The following is a 15,874-nucleotide window of genomic DNA, read 5'->3' on the forward strand; positions in this document are numbered from 1 at the left end:
TGATGAATATTCCTAAATATGCAAAGCGTTTCCAAAGCATTGCCTTTAAACTCCTCGCTTTTAGTATTATTATGTCCCTTATTCCTTTGCTTTTTCTGGGAGGATACAACTTATCACGAGCTAAAAATTATCTTTGGGAATCTGTAAAATATCAGCATTCTTATGGGACTTCCCGAGTTGTCAAAGAGATAAATTTCCTTCTGGAGGAAGCGGAGCGGGCTATAACTGTTCTCTCGGAAGCGAATGGCAATATTCTGATAGGTCATGATACCAAGGAACAGGAGCGTGTGCTCTATAGCTGTCTTACCAATCTTCCCTATGTGGAAAGAATGAGTTTGCTTGATGCAAAAGGTTATGAAATCACTGGAGTATCCCGATTCGATGTTGGGGGAAGTGTGACAATCCAGGAAAAAGATGTTGAGAACATCTTTAAATTCATCAAGGATTATCAAACCTATATCGGTCCAGTGTTGTTAGATAGTCACGGCCAGCCTTATTTTCAATTGGCCATCCCGATTATTTTGCAGGGCAATGATGTTAAGGGTGCAATTGTGGCAGATATCAGCCTGCGTAGTGTTGTGGATCTTTTATCTAAAGTATCGGGGACTTCCGGAGCATACCTTTTCCTGGTGGATCAAGAAGGACACTTAATTGGGCATGAGGATTTCAGCCAGGTACTCTCTAATAGAAATGTACAGGCAAGCCTTCCTTTTCTGACGGAGGAAGAGGAAGAATTCACTAAGGAAAATCCTTTGGTTCGAACATATGTGTCCTATACCGGTGAAAAGGTAGTTGGCGCTTATGCGAAAGTGAGCGGAACGGATTGGGCGGTTGTTTATGAACAACCGGAAACAAAAGCCTTTTCATCCTATATCCATTTGAGAAATACCTTTGGGTTAAGCACGTTGATCTTGATGCTCCTTGTTCTGGGTATAAGTTTGTTTTTTGTAATCTATTTCCTCCGGCAGTTGGATATCTTAAAGACAGGCGTTAAGCGCATTACCTCTGGAGAAGCAGGTTTTGTGCTGCCCATTCAAAGCCAGGATGAAATAGGCGAGGTGTTAACAGCCTTTAATGAACTGAGTGAAGAACTGAAGAAGAAGCGCGAACTGGAAAGTGCCTTACGCCAGGCGGATAAAATGGCATCGGTAGGGCTATTGGCTGCAGGCATAGCTCACGAAATTAATAATCCTATGGCAACCATCTGTCTTTCCGTCGAGGAATTGCGTTATGAACTCCAAAAAACGAACTCCGATCAACCGGAGAAAGAACAAGATATAGACAGCTATCTGGATTTGATAGCCAGACAGGCTGACCGGTGCTCTCAGATAACCCAGAATCTATTGGATTTTTCTCGTCAAGAGCGTAACCAGAATAATGCCTATGACTTTTATAATTTAAATGAGCTCATCCAAAAAGCACTGGAATTGAATCATTATATGCTGCAAAAAAAGCAAGTGCAGGTACAGTATGATTTAGATCGGACTATTCCCTTAATTTGGGGAGATGGCCCGGGGATCCAACAGGTCATATTTAATTTTCTTTGCAATTCGGCTCAGGCTATGAAACCGGGCGGTGTTTTGAAGTTAGTGACGGAAAATGAGGCTGACTGCGTCTGCTTGAAAGTGATAGATGATGGGGAAGGCATCAACAGCGAGGATTTAAAACGAGTTTTTGAACCCTTCTTTACCACCAAACCGCCTGGACTCGGAACCGGGTTAGGACTCGCTGTAAGCTATGGCTTAATCAAACAGGCAGGAGGGACGATTGCCATGGCAAGCAGGCTGGGGGAGGGAACCACAGTAACGGTCAAGCTGCCGCATACGAAAGAGGTGCAATGAGATGAAACTGCTGATCGTTGAAGATGAAGTGGATTATGCTACACTCCTGAAACAAAGGCTGGCCAGGAAAAAAATCAATATTGATTTGGCTCATACTATCGAACAGGCATTGGATTGGTTGGGTAAGGTCAGTTATGATGTGATTCTTCTGGATCAGCGTCTTCCCGACGGCGAAGGGCTGTCCTTATTAACACACGCCAAAGAGACCGATCCCTTTGTTGAAGTTGTGGTGCTCACAGGGCATGGCAGCCTGGAGACGGCTATTCAATCCATCAAGCAAGGTGCTTATGATTATCTTACCAAGCCCTGCAATACAACCAAACTGGAATTCACCTTGACCCAAGCTTATGAAAAAAAGCGTTTGGCAGAGCAAGCGGCAGGGCTTTCCGAAGCTTTAAGACGTCAAACCGGGAGCGAACCGATTATCGGGCAAAGCCCGGAAATAAAAGGACTTATTCATATGGTGGAAAAGGTGAAGGACAGCGAAGCAACCATTCTTGTACTGGGAGAAAGCGGCAGCGGCAAAGAGCTCATTGCCAGGTCCCTGCATTTTTGGAGTACAAGAAAGGATAAGCCTTTTCAAGCGTTAAATTGTGCGGCCTTACCGAATCAACTTGTCGAAAGTGAGTTGTTTGGTCACGAAAAGGGAGCGTTTACGGGAGCGACAGGTGCCAAAATGGGTTTAATTGAAATCGCTGAAGGGGGAACTCTTTTTCTAGACGAAATTGCCGAGATGGAATTGAGTACTCAGGCTAAATTGCTCAGATTGCTGGAATATGGTGAATATTTTCGTGTGGGAGCTACCCGATCCCGTAAAGTCAAGTTGCGAGTAGTCGCCGCGACCAATAAGAAACTGGAAGAAGAAGTTGCGGCTGGACGGTTTCGGGAGGATTTGTATCATCGGTTAAATGTGGTGCAAATAGAGGTACCTCCCTTACGAAATCATAGAGAGGATATTCCTTTGCTGGCAGACTATCTACTAACCAAGAAATGCCTGAAAAATAAAACTCTGAGCCCGGAGGCTCTCGGAGTGCTGTTAGACTATGATTTTCCGGGAAATGTCAGAGAACTGGCCAATATTCTTGAACGTGGTTCGTTACTTTCCTACGGTTCAACGATCGAAGCGGAGCATTTATTTCATCCTCAAATGAAAAAGAGGATAACCATTCCTAAAGAGGGGATGGAGAGGGAGGTTCCTGACTTGGGAGACGTCGATCTTTCTCTGGCGAACTGCGAACGTCAACATATTCTAAAGGTACTGAAAATGACAGGGGGGAATAAGACAAAAGCAGCCCAGGAATTGAAAATCGGTCTTAAAACCTTGTATCGCAAAGTAAAAGAGTATGGGATCGAATCCCTGGGATAAAAAAACCTGAAGGAGAATTCTCCAGGATTTTGCTTTCGACGTTCACTCCATAAGCCGCGCAGAGCAATCTAATCGCTCAAGACCTCCGCTGCGTCGGGTGCGGCTCCTGCCTCATAGCCGGTTGGAAACGTCCTGTTTCCAACCCGATTCCGCTGCTGTCTTTTTGCGAAGATTGCTTACCTGCTCGCTTAGAATTCGTTCTCTGCCTTAAAGCAAAATCCTTGGGTTGCCTTACAGGCCTGAGCAGTGTAGCTACACAGCCCCAAAGACCCGCAAGCGTAGCTTTGCGCACAAAAGCGAACGGATTTAGCGGAGGGGCGGTCAGGTTAAGGTCGCTTTCTTAACGTAGTGTAGCCATCGGTTAACATGCAGAAAGTAGCGGGGTTTGGCGAAGCTGTTAAGTAAGCGAGTTAACCAGCCCTGGAGCTATGGAGAACGTGAGTCTCCGATCAAGAAACCTTCCAGTGGAAGGTTTCAGGAGATCACGCCCGAAGGTGCGTTGCGCGTAAAGCTACTCGACCCGGTCAAAATGCCCATGCTTGTCATTTTGACCGGGTCATTTTGCGCTTTTTGCCGGGCGGTGAGGCTTACACTTGTGATTATTACCTCTAATACGAGTTGGCAAGCTTTTTGCATTAATGATAGGATGCTGTCTTAATTATTATGCAGAAAGGATGATTTATCTATGAAGCGTCGTGATTTTATCAAGCTCACAGCAGCTGCGGGTATTGTCACAGCAAGCGGCCTCGGTTATGACAGAATGATTATAGCCGAACAGCCTCCAGGGTTTATACCGAAAAAGACCAGCAGTCAGGAGGTAGAGGCAAGAATCGATTTAACGTTGGGGAGTGTGGAGGTTAACCCCAATATTTTAATGAGAAATAGTGCTTGTCTGGGTTGCTACAGTTCATGTGGAAACAGAGTAAAAATAAATAAGGAGACAGGGCTGGCAACCCGGGTTATGGGCAATCCTTATAATCCTTCCAGTGCTCAGCCCCATCTCTCCATGAAGACTTCTCTCCTGGATTCCTATCTGTCTTTCAGTACCTATCGGGACATGGGGAATGAGGGTAGAGCGGCTTTATGCGCCAGAGGAAATGCAACCTTGACAGCGCATCATGATCCCAACCGAATTTTAGTTCCCCTCAAACGCGCGGATAAGCGGGGAGAAGCCAAATGGCAGCCTATCACTTGGGAAGAAGCGGTCAAGGAAACGGTGGAGGGGGGCACTCCATTTGCCCATCTGGGAGAAACAGCTCCTATTGAGGGGATAAAGAATGTTTATAACCCTAATGCCCCAATGGATACGTCGAATCCTGAATTAGGACCCAAATCATTTCAACTGGTTCACTTCGGAGGACGGGGAGATGGACGGACTGCCTTTGCCGGCCGTTTTACCGGTGCTTTTGGTACCCCCAATAATTTTGGCCACGGCTACACCTGAGGGGGTTCGAAAATACCTGCGGGTCAGGTACTAGCAAGCGGTCAAAATATGAGACCGGATGTAAACCATGCGGAGTTTATCCTATATATCGGGGCCTTTCCCGGTCATAGTGGAAAGCCCATGTCTACTATTGCAAGGCAGGTCGCCAAGCAAACAGGTGAAGGGAAACTCAAAGTAGTCGTAGTCGATCCGGTTTTGTGCGGTGGTGCCATTTCTCCTGTTGGTAAAAATACGAAATGGATTCCCATCAAACCGACAACGGATTCAGCCTTTATTATGGGAATGCTGCACTGGATTATTGATAATCAGCGCTATAATGAAGATTATTTAAGTTCTCCTCATCTGGATGCCGCCAAGAGCAAAGGATTTGCCAGCTGGTGCAATGCCTCTCATCTTGTGATCGTGGATGAGAATCATCCCAACAACCGCAAGCTCTTGCGGGCAGAGGATTTGGGTTTGGAAGTGCCTCCCAACGCCAATCCGGCGAAAAAAGTGGATTATTTCATGGTCATCGACCCGGAGACGAACCAGCCTGTCCTCTATAATCAAGTGTCCAGAGCTGATCTGGTCTTTGACGGGGAAGTACAGGATAAGTCCGGTGGGTCTATACGGGTTAAAACGGCTTTTGCACTTTTAAAAGAAAGTGTCTTCAGTCAAGGAATTGCTGATTACTCCAAAATATGTAAAGTGCCTGAAGAGATAATCATTGAAATAGCCAGAGAGTTTACATCCCATGGAACTAAAGTTGCGGTCGATGGAACGGGTAATACGGCCTCTGCTAATGGGTATGATATAGCCAATGCTATGCACACCCTGGCCACAATGGTGGGCTGCTATAACTTAAAGGGTGGTATGCTTAAACGCCGTGTCGCTTATAAGTCTCTTGAAGCTGGTCCCCGTTATGACTTAGGGACGGTTGCTAACGCGCCTAATATTAAAGGTAAAGGGGTTCTTATAAGCCGGACTGGAGTTCCTTATGAGAAGACGCCTGAATATAAGCAAAAGGTTGCCAAAGGGGAGAATCCTTATCCGTCAAAATTACCCTGGCATCCGATTGGTAGCGCTTCGGACAATCAGGCCCTTTTCTCCGTGGTCAACAGTTATCCATACCAAGCCAAAGTGGTGATGGTCTGGATGTCCAATCCTTTGATGACCACTCCTGCAGCAGGTCGGCAAGATATTATTGATGAGCTGAAAAAAGTAGAAAGAGTACCCCTGCTCATTGCCATTGACGCTTTTATGGGTGAAACAACTTCGTTGGCAGATTATATCATACCTGATACCACTCCTTATGAAAGTTGGGGGCTTGCCAATAGTGAGGGAAATACTTCAGAAAAGGTAACCACCCTTCGTTGGCCTGTTGTAACACCGTTAACGGCCAAGCTCAGTGACAACCGCTATGCCTGCTACGAAAATTATATTATTGATGTAGCAAAAGCAATAGGTTTGCCGGGCTTCGGTGAGAATGCCTTAAAGGACGCGGATGGAAATACGTATGCTCTGAATACACCGGAGGATTACTTCCTGCGGGGCGTTGCCAATGTGGCTTTTGATGGTCAACCGGTTCCCGATATTACCGATGAGGAAATGAAAATTCAGGATCTGGAAAGTTACATGCAGAACTGGAAAGACTGCTTAAAACTAGAAGAACACCGCAAAGCCGCTTTTATCCTTTCCCGTGGAGGAAGGTTCGAAGAATTTGGCAAAGGTTATGAGGGAGATCGCACAAGATATCCCCATGAAGGGTGTTTTAATCTGTATGTAGAGCAGATGGCTTTAGCCAAAAACTCGTTCACAGGCAAACACTTCCAGACAGGTACTCTTGTTTATAATCCGGAGACATTATCGGATGGCACCTCCCTTGATCAGGTTTTCCCCGAATCAGAATGGCCCTTTAAAGCCGTTTCCTATAAAGCAAAATTCAGAAGTGTGACTATGCTGGAAAACTCGATTTTAAGGGAATTGAATCAAGCCAATAAGGTAGAGATTAATCCGGAAGATGCTGAGCAATTGGCCCTTGTATCCGGTGACAAAGTAAGACTGGTTTCCGCTACCGGAGGGGAAGCTGAGGGAATCTTACAGGTGAGACAAGGGATCGCCAGAGGTTCAGTGGGTATAGCCTATGGCTATGGTCACTGGGAGTATGGTGCCAAAAAATACACTTTAGGGGAGAAAGAAGTGTCAGCTTATCCCGGGTCGGGGCAAGGAGTCTTTCTTTCGGGAATCAGCTTAATCGATCCTAAAGTTAAAAATGGGATCTTCGGATTCAGTGAAATGTCCACCGGAGGAACCAGCCGTAATGGCGGTGCCTTTAAAATCCTCAAGGTGTAGTGGGGGACGAAAAATGAAAGATGTAATGGACTGGACAAGGGATCGTTTTCACTCCTATGCCTTTTTTGCCAGTCTCCTCGTGGAGGAACCAACACTGGAAAAATGGCTCACCATTCAAAAACTCTCAAGCTCATTGTCAGGTGAGCTTTTAGAGGATAAGAACGGCATAAGGATTCCAGAAGAGGCACAGGCAACAATGGAGAGACTTCGCCAGGATTACTATGATTGCTTTTTTGTTCCGATGTCCGGGAAATATGTTCCTCCTTATGAATCGGCCCTGCGATGTTTTAAACAAAAGCCCAAACCGTCCTTCGGAAAGATCAACACCTCTCTGACAGCTCAGATCAAGCAGCAATATGAGTTAACCGGGTTTGATCCCTATCGCCTGGAGCTGTTTTCCCCTCTTAAGAATATTCCCTTGGCAGACCATGTCGGGTTTGAATTAGCGTATATGGCTTATTTATGCCAACAGGAACATGAGGCCAGAAAAGAAGCACGGGAGGGCAATGCCGAAAGATGGCTTGAGATTCAAAAGGAGTTCATGGCTGAACATCTCTTGATGTGGATTCCCAGTTTAGCCGAGGCTTTAAGGACCCTGGAAAACGGTTTTTATTCTCAGGCAATCAAGACCCTGGAGATTTGGCTCCATGAAGATGATCAAGATGTAAAAAATTATTTTAGCAGAGGAGGAATCTGCGTTGAGTGCTAATTCGGAACCGCGCTATGGTATGGTCATCGACTTACGCCGTTGTGTCGGATGTCATTCCTGTACTGTCAGCTGTAAAATGGAGAATAATATACCGGAAGGTGTGTATCGTTCCTGGGTTATTGAAGGAGACAAAGGTATCTACCCTAATGTGACGAGAGTGAAACTTCCCCGCCTGTGCAATCAGTGCCAAGATGCTCCTTGTCAAACCGTATGCCCGGTCAACGCGACTCATAAGGATGAGGGAGGCATCATTGTCATTGATCCTGACAAATGTATCGGCTGCCGCTACTGCATTGCGGCCTGCCCCTATGATGCCCGTTTCCTGAATCCGGAAACAGGAATGGCGGAAAAATGCGATTTGTGCATCGGACGGATTAAGGCAGGACTTATGCCGGCCTGTGTCTCCAACTGCATTGCTCATGCCCGTATTTTTGGAGATTTAAATGATCCTGACAGTGAAATTACTCGTTTGCTTGCTGAACATCCGACGCAAGTCTTGCGCTCAGAGCTGGGTACTCAGCCCAGTGTTTTCTATATCGGCTTAGACGAGGCCTTTGACGGAATAAGCCTAAAGGATTTGGAAGGGAGGAAGTAGAATGGATTTTTCCTTTGTCTATGAAATACAGCATCACGCTGCCTTCGGTCCTCTCATCGTGCTCTATTTCTTTCTGGCAGGGCTAAGTGCAGGCTTGTTTTTAATCTCAGCGTTAAGTACGGTTTTTGGCTGGCAACCTGTCAAACCTTTAGCCAAACCTGCGGCGCTCATGGCCTTGGCAGCCTTGGTTCCAGGGCTGCTCGCCTTAGTTGTGGATCTGGGCCGGCCCTTCAGAGCCCTCTATTTATTTTTTAATGTTAATCCCACCTCCATCATGTCTTGGGGGTCTTTCATCCTCTTGTTCTATGGAATTGTCTGTGTGCCCTATATTTGGTTCTTGTGGCAGGGCCAAGAGAAAAGAGTGAAGCTTTTCGGTAAAATAGGTGCCGTTTTGGCAGTCTGCCTAGGGCTATACACCGGCTTCCTCTTAGCAGTCGTTCCCGGCAAACCCCTTTGGAATTCCGCTTTGCTGCCGGTTCTGTTTTTAGTATCCGGCTGTGTTGCGGCTTTGAGCTTAATCAGCCTGACGAAGAAAGTGTTCACTCAAGAGATGGTTCCCGGGGCCGACTATGAAAGTGCCCTGCACACCTTAAAAGTGTGGTTTGTGGTGCTGGAAGTTTGCCTTGTCTTCTTCCATCTGCTCACCGTCTTTTTCTTGGGAGCCCAAGGAGAGCTGACGGTCATGAATCTTCTGGCAGGGGAAAAGGCCTTTACTTTCTGGGGAATTCAAATTGCGGTGGGTATCGTATTGCCCCTGATCCTTCTTTCCCTCAAACAATCTTCCGCGACCTTAGGTCTGGTGGGGGTATTCAGTCTGGCAGGGGTTTTTGCTCTCCGTTATAATTTTGTGTTCGGAGGACAGGAATTGCCGACGGTGGGAACACAGCTCTATCATCAGGGTGGAGGGATGGAGTGGCTTTCCGTAATCGTTCTTCTCGCCTTGGGAGTAGTCTTGCTCTTCGTGCTGCCTTATCTGAGCAGAAGAGTATTCCACTCGACGTCTTCTAAAAGTATTAGTAGTTGAGGGACTCTCCACATCAAGTGATGTAGTGTAAGGTCACAATTCAGACTTTGTCAGTTACAAGCTTAAGCTGAAATGAAGTCAGTAGAAAGTAGTCTATGATATAAGGAATTAAGGGGACGAATGGATTCCGGTGGATTCTGCGGACTTCAAATCCGTTATCGGGCGGATGATCCGGCCGAGGTAGGTTCGACTCCTACACGTTCCCGCCAAAAAACTATCCGAGTTTAAAAAAATAGGACACGAGGTTAGCAAAAAAACCGTTTGCCTCGTGTTCTTTTTAAATATTGGAGAATGAAAGATCCCTGCATTTATTAACGGTATATTTGTGGTAAGATACAGATAGTTGATGATTGTTCGCTAGCTGGCAGTCTGATTTCGAATAAATAACTAAAGGCGGGTTGGAAGGATGGCGGGTCCCACTTTAGCAATGATGGAGGGGTTTTAAATGACTTTAGCAGATCTTGCCCTTGCCGGTTTAGGATATATGTTGGCAAGTGCAGTATGAATGAGCCTGAGAAGAAATTCCATTATGGCTGGTTGATTGTTTTCGGTTGTATGATTATGGTGTTTTGCTGTGTAGGTTTGGCTATTAACGTCTTTTCGATCTTTGTCACACCTTTGGCTGAGGAGTTAGACCTGACGAAAATCCAGGTTTCCACGGTTATGTCCATGATCAGCGTCGGCAGTATTTTAATTTTAGTGTTCAGTGGGAGAATCTATCGAGTTATAGTACCAGAATAGCTATGTTTATTTTTGGTTTGTGCATGGCTGAAGGTTTTCTTCTTTTTGCCTGGTGCAAAACATTGCTTCAGTGTTATGCGGCTGCTTTGTTGGTGGGAATTGGTTCCGGCGGCGGAGGCATGGTTCCTGCATCACTCTTAATTACCCGCTGGTTCAGTACCAAGAGAGGAATTGCCATAAGCCTCAGCGCTATGGGCTCCGGTATTGGGAGTATGATTTTTCCCCCTATAGTAGCCTATTGGATTGAGGGCTTTGGCCTGGAAAGGGCCTTTATATTTTGAGGTTAAAGGGATGACTTTCGCAGAAACTCTGCGTTCGAAAAGATATTGGAGATTGATAATTACGGTACTTTCTGTAGGAATTATGATAGGTCCTATCAATAATCATCTTCCCTCTTTTCTGATCTCTATCGGTTATGATCCTATATTTACTGCAGTGGTATTTTCACTTTTCGGGGGTGCATTGATCGTCGGCAAGCTTTTGGCAGGGGCGATCATCGACCGCTTTGGGATCATTGCTACCAATTGGTATTTGTTTATTATGTGGGGGTTGGCCTTAGCCTCCGCCTTTTTAGTGGATGGAAGTCAGGCCAAAGCCTATTTATTAACGATCCTAATCGGTTTGGGCAACCCGATTCTTGTTAAAATATTCTCAACCTTAACTCCTTATGATATTCCTTGGTGGTGCCATAGGTAATTCATTAGTGGGTTTTATGGCTGATGTAACAGGAACCTATCTTACGACTTATGGTGTTTTTGCTGTGGCTAATGTGCTGTTAATTATGCTTTTGCAGATTATTTTCAAGAAGAAGCGGCTTCACACAAATTTAAAGATAAGTAACACATAACTACTTATATAGTTGGGGTGGCCATTATGACTTTTGGGGAACCTTCTATTATTTTACTCCAAGATATGGCATAATATTAGGAAATTCTCATTTTCTGGTTGTGAGAGGGCAGCTTAATATTCTATATAAGGAGACCCAATATGGTACATGACTCTATTGAAATCGTTGGCGCACGAGCGAATAACCTAAAGAACATCAGCTTGAACATCCCCAAAAAGAAGATCACCATTTTTACCGGTGTATCCGGGTCAGGTAAATCATCCATTGTCTTTGAGACGATCGCCCAGGAAGCGGGCCGGCAATTGAATGAAACCTTCAGTAAATTTATTCAGGGCTTTTTACCGAAGTATGGTCATCCCGATGTGGATGCCATTGAAAACCTCTCATTAGCGATTATTGTGGATCAAAAACGGATCGGGGGTAACTCCCGCTCGACCCTGGGTACAATCACGGATATCAATCCCTTGCTCAGGCTGTTGTTTTCCCGGATCGGGCAGCCCCATATCGGGCCTTCCCAGTATTTTTCCTTTAATGACCCCAATGGCATGTGCAAGATCTGTGAGGGAATCGGCAGGACGGTTACTCTGGATCTGGAGAAAGCCTTGGACAAGGAAAAGTCCTTGAACGAGGGGGCGATTTTGCTGCCGGGCTTTACCCCTGGGACATGGCAGTGGAAAATATATGCCTCTACAGGCTTTTTTGACTGTGATAAAAAAATTAAGGATTACTCTCCGGAGGAGTACCACAAGCTGGTCTATCATCAGCCGGAGAAAATCAAATCGGCTATCGTTGACGGAATGAACACCACTTATGCAGGTCTGGTGGAGCGTTTTATTCGGCAGCACATCAAAACCGAGTACGAAAAATCTGAGGCATCCCAGAAGAAAATCGCGCCGTTTACGACGGAAATGCAGTGTCCTGACTGCGGGGGTAAACGCTATAACGAAAATACCTTGGCATCGAAAATCATGGGCTATTCCATTGCTGATCTGACGGCTATGCAGGTGGATGAGCTTCTTGGTTTAATCCGAAAGATTGAAGATGCTAACGTCCAACCCATCATCAAAAATCTGACGGAGCGGTTGCATGATTTAATCCAAATCGGGCTTGATTATGTCAGCCTGGACCGGGAAACTTCCACCTTGTCCGGGGGTGAATCCCAGAGGGTTAAAATGGTCAAGCACCTGACCAGCAGCTTGACGGATGTGATGTATATTTTTGATGAGCCGAGCATTGGCTTACACCCCAGGGATGTACACAGACTTAATGAACTGCTGATCAAATTGCGGGATAAAGGGAATACGGTCATCGTGGTTGAGCATGACCCTGACGTGATCAGGGTGGCCGATCATATTGTTGATGTAGGACCCCATGCGGGCGTAAGCGGCGGGCGGATCATGTTCGAGGGTGTTTACGGCGACCTGCTGAAGTCCAAGACCCTGACCGGGGAATATATGGGCAGGAGTCTGCCGATTAAGAGTAAGCCAAGGACCAGCAGCGATTTTTATGAAACGAAAAAGAGTACTTTACACAATTTGAAAAACATTAGCTTAAGAGTACCAAAAGGGATTTTCACGGTGGTGACAGGGGTGGCCGGTTCCGGCAAGTCGACCCTTGTCAATGGGGTCTTTGCTAAGGAATATCCGGAGGCCATTATCATCGACCAGTCCGCCGTCAGCGCCAATTTGCGCTCCAATCCGGCCACCTATACAGGCATTATGGATCAAATCCGTAAATTGTTTGCGGAAGAAAATAAGGTCAGCGCCGGGCTGTTCAGTTATAATTCGGAGGGGGCCTGTGAGGGGTGCAAAGGGCGGGGTTATATTGAAACCGATCTTTCCTTTATGGATTCGGTAGAAACGATCTGTGAGGAATGCGGCGGCAAACGGTTTAAGCAAGAGGTTCTGGCGTATCAGTATAATGGCCGCTCCATTGTTGACGTACTGGCGATGACCATTGCTGAAGCGGTTGATTTTTTCAGCCAGAAAGAAATCAAAAACAAGCTGAAGCACATTGTGGATGTGGGCCTTCATTATATGACTCTGGGGCAGCCGTTGGACACCCTGTCCGGAGGAGAATGCCAGCGCTTAAAGTTGGCTAAGGAATTGAGCAAAAAAGGCAATATCTATATCATGGACGAGCCGACTACAGGCTTGCATATGTCCGATATCACGGGAATTTTGGCCATCATTGACCGGCTGGTGGAGAAGGGCAACACCGTAATTGTCATTGAACATAATCTGGATGTGATTCGTAATGCCGACTGGATTGTTGACGTAGGTGTCGAAGGCGGCAGCAAAGGCGGACAGATTCTGTTTGAAGGACCACCCGGTGAATTGAAGGAGTGTCAGGAGTCCATTACGGCAAATTATTTGTAGGTTAAAGGGAGTTTTCTTAATCAAAGGGCATAGGGGCGGCCACAGGGCCGCCCCTTTTAGTGCTAAGACTTATAAAGCATTTTTATAAATCTGAATAATATCATCGAGCTTAGCAAGCCGGGGATTGGTTAGACTGCAGGCATCTTTCATTGCATTGATTGCCATGGTTTGGAGATCCTCTTCTTTTACGCCAAGCTCAGAGAGTCCGCTGGGTATGCTGATGTCTTGGGATAATGTTGTAATTGCGGACAAAGCCTTTTCTGCTGCATCTCTGGCAGGTAATTTTTCTACTTTCTCGCCCAGAGCTTTTGCGATATCTACGAAGCGCTCAAGGTTTCCAATCAGATTGAAGCGGGATACATGAGGTAGAAGTATGGCATTACAAACACCATGAGGCAGATTATAAAAGCCGCCTAGCTGGTGGGCCATGGCGTGAACATAACCTAAACTGGCATTGTTAAACGCCATACCTGCCAGGAATTGAGCATAGGCCATTTTATCCCGGGCTTCAAAATCATTGCCATTGGCAACAGCACGACGAAGGTACTTACTGATGAGCTTAATCGCCATTAAAGCAGCTGAATCGGTAATGGGCGTAGCTGCAGTGGAAACGTACGCCTCAACAGCGTGGGTTAAGGCGTCCATACCGGTGGCGGCGGTCAGAGGGGCAGGCTTTCCGATCATTAACAATGGGTCATTGATGGACACATTGGGGGTAGCATGCCAGTCCACAATAGCCATCTTAATATGGCGATCCGTATCGGTAATAATGCAGAACCGGGTCATCTCGCTGGCTGTTCCTGCCGTAGTGTTGATAGCAATCATAGGTACCATTGGTTTTTCGGATTTATCGACTCCTTCAAAATCACGGATATTGCCGCCGTTTCCAGCAACCAGTCCTACACCTTTGGCACAATCATGAGCAGATCCTCCTCCCAGTGAAACAATCATATTACAGCCTTCATTTTCAAACACCGCGACACCATCATGAACATTTTTGTCGGTAGGATTGGGTTCTGCTCCAGGATAGATGACAACTTTAACACCCTCGGCTTCAATAATCTCCGCAATCTGTTTGGCCAGTCCGCTCTGATTAAGAAAAGCGTCCGTCACCAGAAGTGCAACTTTGCCCCCCAAAATCTTTGCTTGTTTCCCTGCCTCTTGGGCTGCACCCGCTCCCATAAGGTTGACAGTTGGCATGTAGTAGCCATAAACTTGATGCACTACAGACATTGTTTATCCTCCTCGTAAGTTTTATTTCCCTTTCGGGATGTTGTTTTATTATTACAATGCAATTCGCATGCCATTCAAGTTTAGAGAAGGAAAAGTTCATCCGATGGGCAAAATATTCGGAAATATCCGTCTATTCCGTCAGAATGCGATGATTTTTTTATTGGAATTGGTAAAGCTCCTGCACCATTTTTGTACATTGGAAACCAACCAGTGTTCTATGTTGGCACACAAGGGCTATTTAACCTGCAAGTGTTGTTCGAGTCAATTGGATATGTTATCCTAGCTATATACATTTCTGTTTTCTGACTTGTCAAACTATTTAATCGTCGAAGATGAAGAAATATAATATAAGCGGCAACTAGGCAAGTCCCAAATACGAAGGCGCCTTCGTATTTGGGACTTGCTGTGTTAAGAAAGGTTTGCACCTTCGGGGGCATAATTCCATATGCTGAGTGTAAAAACAACCAAGGAAAGGATTTGCAGCATATGGGTGATTTGACCACAGGGCGGACGCCGCACTTAATCGCGGCTGAAATTAACACGATTAGGCACCAGACCGAGAAAATCCTTCTGGCCGGTGCCATTGAGGTCGGCCGCCGCCTGAGGGAGGCCAAGGAGCTGCTTCCCCATGGGGAGTGGCTGAAGTGGCTGGAGGAGTCCGTAAATTACACGGATAGAACGGCCCAGAAATTGATGCGCGTCTTTGATGCCTATGGGAGTCAGCCGTCGGTCTCTGCCGGCACGGCCCCACTGAATGCTCCCGGCCCCGAGGCCCAGGCATTGCCTAATCTGAGCTATACCCAGGCTTTTATCCTTCTGGGTGTCCCGGAAGAGGAGCGGACTCAATTTATAGCGGAGTTGGATCTGGAGAGTATGTCCACCCGCCAGCTGGAAAAGGCGGTTCAGGAGCGGCGTCAGGCTGTCGAAGATCGGGATCGGGCTTTGGAGGAAAGAACGGAACTTCAGGAAACTGTGGAGGATCAGGGAAATCAAATCGATCGGCTGACCAAGGAGCTGGATAGCCTGAAGATAAAGAACGGGGAGTTAAGCAAGTCTCAGGCAGAGGTCACGGCTAAAGTCGGGAGGCTGAGCGTGGAGTTGAAATCCCAAAAAGAGAGTACATCCGCCAAGGCCATCACAAGAATGAGCAACAATCTTAACGCTGCCTATCACAGGGCTAAAGCCAATCAAATCGCCTTTTTATATGAGAGCATGGTACGGAATTATCGAGAGCTGCTGTATGAGATGAAAGAGTTCGCAGCCAAGGAGCCGGAGACCTATGAAGTGTATAGAAATAAGATCATGGATTTTTTAGCGAAGGGAGTGAAGGAGAGAATATAAACGGGGATCTGTCAGCCATGGTGT

General features: G+C 46.4%; 12 protein-coding genes and 1 tRNA gene. 12 read left to right on the forward strand and 1 reads right to left on the reverse strand.

Annotated elements, in window-relative coordinates; all coding sequences use genetic code 11:
- Positions 1-2: 2 nt before the first annotated feature.
- The 11 genes from DESDE_RS02300 to DESDE_RS02350 all read left to right on the forward strand — a co-directional run bounded on the left by DESDE_RS02300 (position 3) and on the right by DESDE_RS02350 (position 13,276).
- Positions 3-1,841, forward strand: coding sequence for a sensor histidine kinase (locus tag DESDE_RS02300; protein WP_014792428.1), 1,839 nt, complete (start codon positions 3-5; stop codon positions 1,839-1,841).
- 1 nt (position 1,842) lies between these two features.
- Complete coding sequence (locus DESDE_RS02305; RefSeq protein WP_014792429.1) at positions 1,843-3,207, forward strand: sigma-54-dependent transcriptional regulator; 1,365 nt, start codon at positions 1,843-1,845, stop codon at positions 3,205-3,207.
- A gap of 685 nt (positions 3,208-3,892) precedes the next feature.
- A complete protein-coding gene (locus DESDE_RS02315; protein WP_014792430.1) occupies positions 3,893-6,982 on the forward strand; it encodes a molybdopterin-dependent oxidoreductase in 3,090 nt (1,029 codons plus the stop codon).
- Between the two features lie 13 nt (positions 6,983-6,995).
- On the forward strand, positions 6,996-7,691 hold the full coding sequence (locus tag DESDE_RS02320; protein ID WP_041917187.1) for a TorD/DmsD family molecular chaperone: 696 nt from the start codon (positions 6,996-6,998) through the stop codon (positions 7,689-7,691).
- Positions 7,681-8,286 (forward strand): 4Fe-4S dicluster domain-containing protein, encoded by a 606-nt coding sequence (locus DESDE_RS02325; protein WP_014792432.1) that lies wholly within the window; start codon positions 7,681-7,683, stop codon positions 8,284-8,286. Before DESDE_RS02320 ends, DESDE_RS02325 begins: the two co-directional genes overlap by 11 nt.
- 1 nt (position 8,287) lies before the next feature.
- Entirely contained in the window at positions 8,288-9,310 is a 1,023-nt protein-coding gene (nrfD, locus tag DESDE_RS02330) for an NrfD/PsrC family molybdoenzyme membrane anchor subunit (RefSeq protein WP_014792433.1), read from the forward strand.
- A gap of 112 nt (positions 9,311-9,422) precedes the next feature.
- A tRNA-Sec gene (locus DESDE_RS21535) sits at positions 9,423-9,519 on the forward strand.
- A 292-nt stretch (positions 9,520-9,811) separates the two neighbouring features.
- Positions 9,812-10,051, forward strand: coding sequence for a hypothetical protein (locus tag DESDE_RS02335; protein ID WP_041917188.1), 240 nt, complete (start codon positions 9,812-9,814; stop codon positions 10,049-10,051).
- A 23-nt stretch (positions 10,052-10,074) separates the two neighbouring features.
- The gene (locus DESDE_RS02340) at positions 10,075-10,332 is read left to right on the forward strand and encodes an MFS transporter (RefSeq protein WP_148269896.1); all 258 of its coding nucleotides are present in this window, start codon (positions 10,075-10,077) and stop codon (positions 10,330-10,332) included.
- 10 nt (positions 10,333-10,342) lie between these two features.
- Entirely contained in the window at positions 10,343-10,747 is a 405-nt protein-coding gene (locus DESDE_RS02345; RefSeq protein WP_041917190.1) for an MFS transporter, read from the forward strand.
- A gap of 291 nt (positions 10,748-11,038) precedes the next feature.
- Positions 11,039-13,276, forward strand: a complete 2,238-nt coding sequence (locus DESDE_RS02350; protein ID WP_014792434.1) for an ATP-binding cassette domain-containing protein — start codon at positions 11,039-11,041, stop codon at positions 13,274-13,276.
- Positions 13,277-13,345: 69 nt separating this feature from the next.
- Here DESDE_RS02350 and DESDE_RS02355 read toward each other — a convergent pair whose 3' ends face one another.
- Positions 13,346-14,509: an iron-containing alcohol dehydrogenase gene (locus DESDE_RS02355; RefSeq protein ID WP_014792435.1), complete on the reverse strand. Its 1,164-nt coding sequence runs from the start codon at positions 14,507-14,509 to the stop codon at positions 13,346-13,348.
- Positions 14,510-14,995: 486 nt separating this feature from the next.
- On the opposite strand from DESDE_RS02355, the gene DESDE_RS02360 reads away from it, so the two are divergent.
- Entirely contained in the window at positions 14,996-15,850 is an 855-nt protein-coding gene (locus DESDE_RS02360) for a DUF3102 domain-containing protein (RefSeq protein ID WP_014792436.1), read from the forward strand.
- The last annotated feature ends 24 nt before the right edge of the window (positions 15,851-15,874 follow it).

The organism is Desulfitobacterium dehalogenans ATCC 51507 (assembly GCF_000243155.2).
Taxonomy (GTDB): Bacteria; Bacillota; Desulfitobacteriia; order Desulfitobacteriales; family Desulfitobacteriaceae; genus Desulfitobacterium; species Desulfitobacterium dehalogenans.

Coding starts and splice junctions, on each gene's coding strand:
- nrfD (WP_014792433.1), top strand. CDS start 8,288: ATGGATTTTTCCTTTGTCTATGAAATACAGCATCACGCTGCCTTCGGT.
- DESDE_RS02335 (WP_041917188.1), top strand. CDS start 9,812: ATGAATGAGCCTGAGAAGAAATTCCATTATGGCTGGTTGATTGTTTTC.
- DESDE_RS02305 (WP_014792429.1), top strand. CDS start 1,843: ATGAAACTGCTGATCGTTGAAGATGAAGTGGATTATGCTACACTCCTG.
- DESDE_RS02340 (WP_148269896.1), top strand. CDS start 10,075: ATGGCTGAAGGTTTTCTTCTTTTTGCCTGGTGCAAAACATTGCTTCAG.
- DESDE_RS02360 (WP_014792436.1), top strand. CDS start 14,996: ATGGGTGATTTGACCACAGGGCGGACGCCGCACTTAATCGCGGCTGAA.
- DESDE_RS02355 (WP_014792435.1), bottom strand. CDS start 14,509: ATGTCTGTAGTGCATCAAGTTTATGGCTACTACATGCCAACTGTCAAC.
- DESDE_RS02345 (WP_041917190.1), top strand. CDS start 10,343: ATGACTTTCGCAGAAACTCTGCGTTCGAAAAGATATTGGAGATTGATA.
- DESDE_RS02300 (WP_014792428.1), top strand. CDS start 3: ATGAATATTCCTAAATATGCAAAGCGTTTCCAAAGCATTGCCTTTAAA.
- DESDE_RS02350 (WP_014792434.1), top strand. CDS start 11,039: ATGGTACATGACTCTATTGAAATCGTTGGCGCACGAGCGAATAACCTA.
- DESDE_RS02320 (WP_041917187.1), top strand. CDS start 6,996: ATGAAAGATGTAATGGACTGGACAAGGGATCGTTTTCACTCCTATGCC.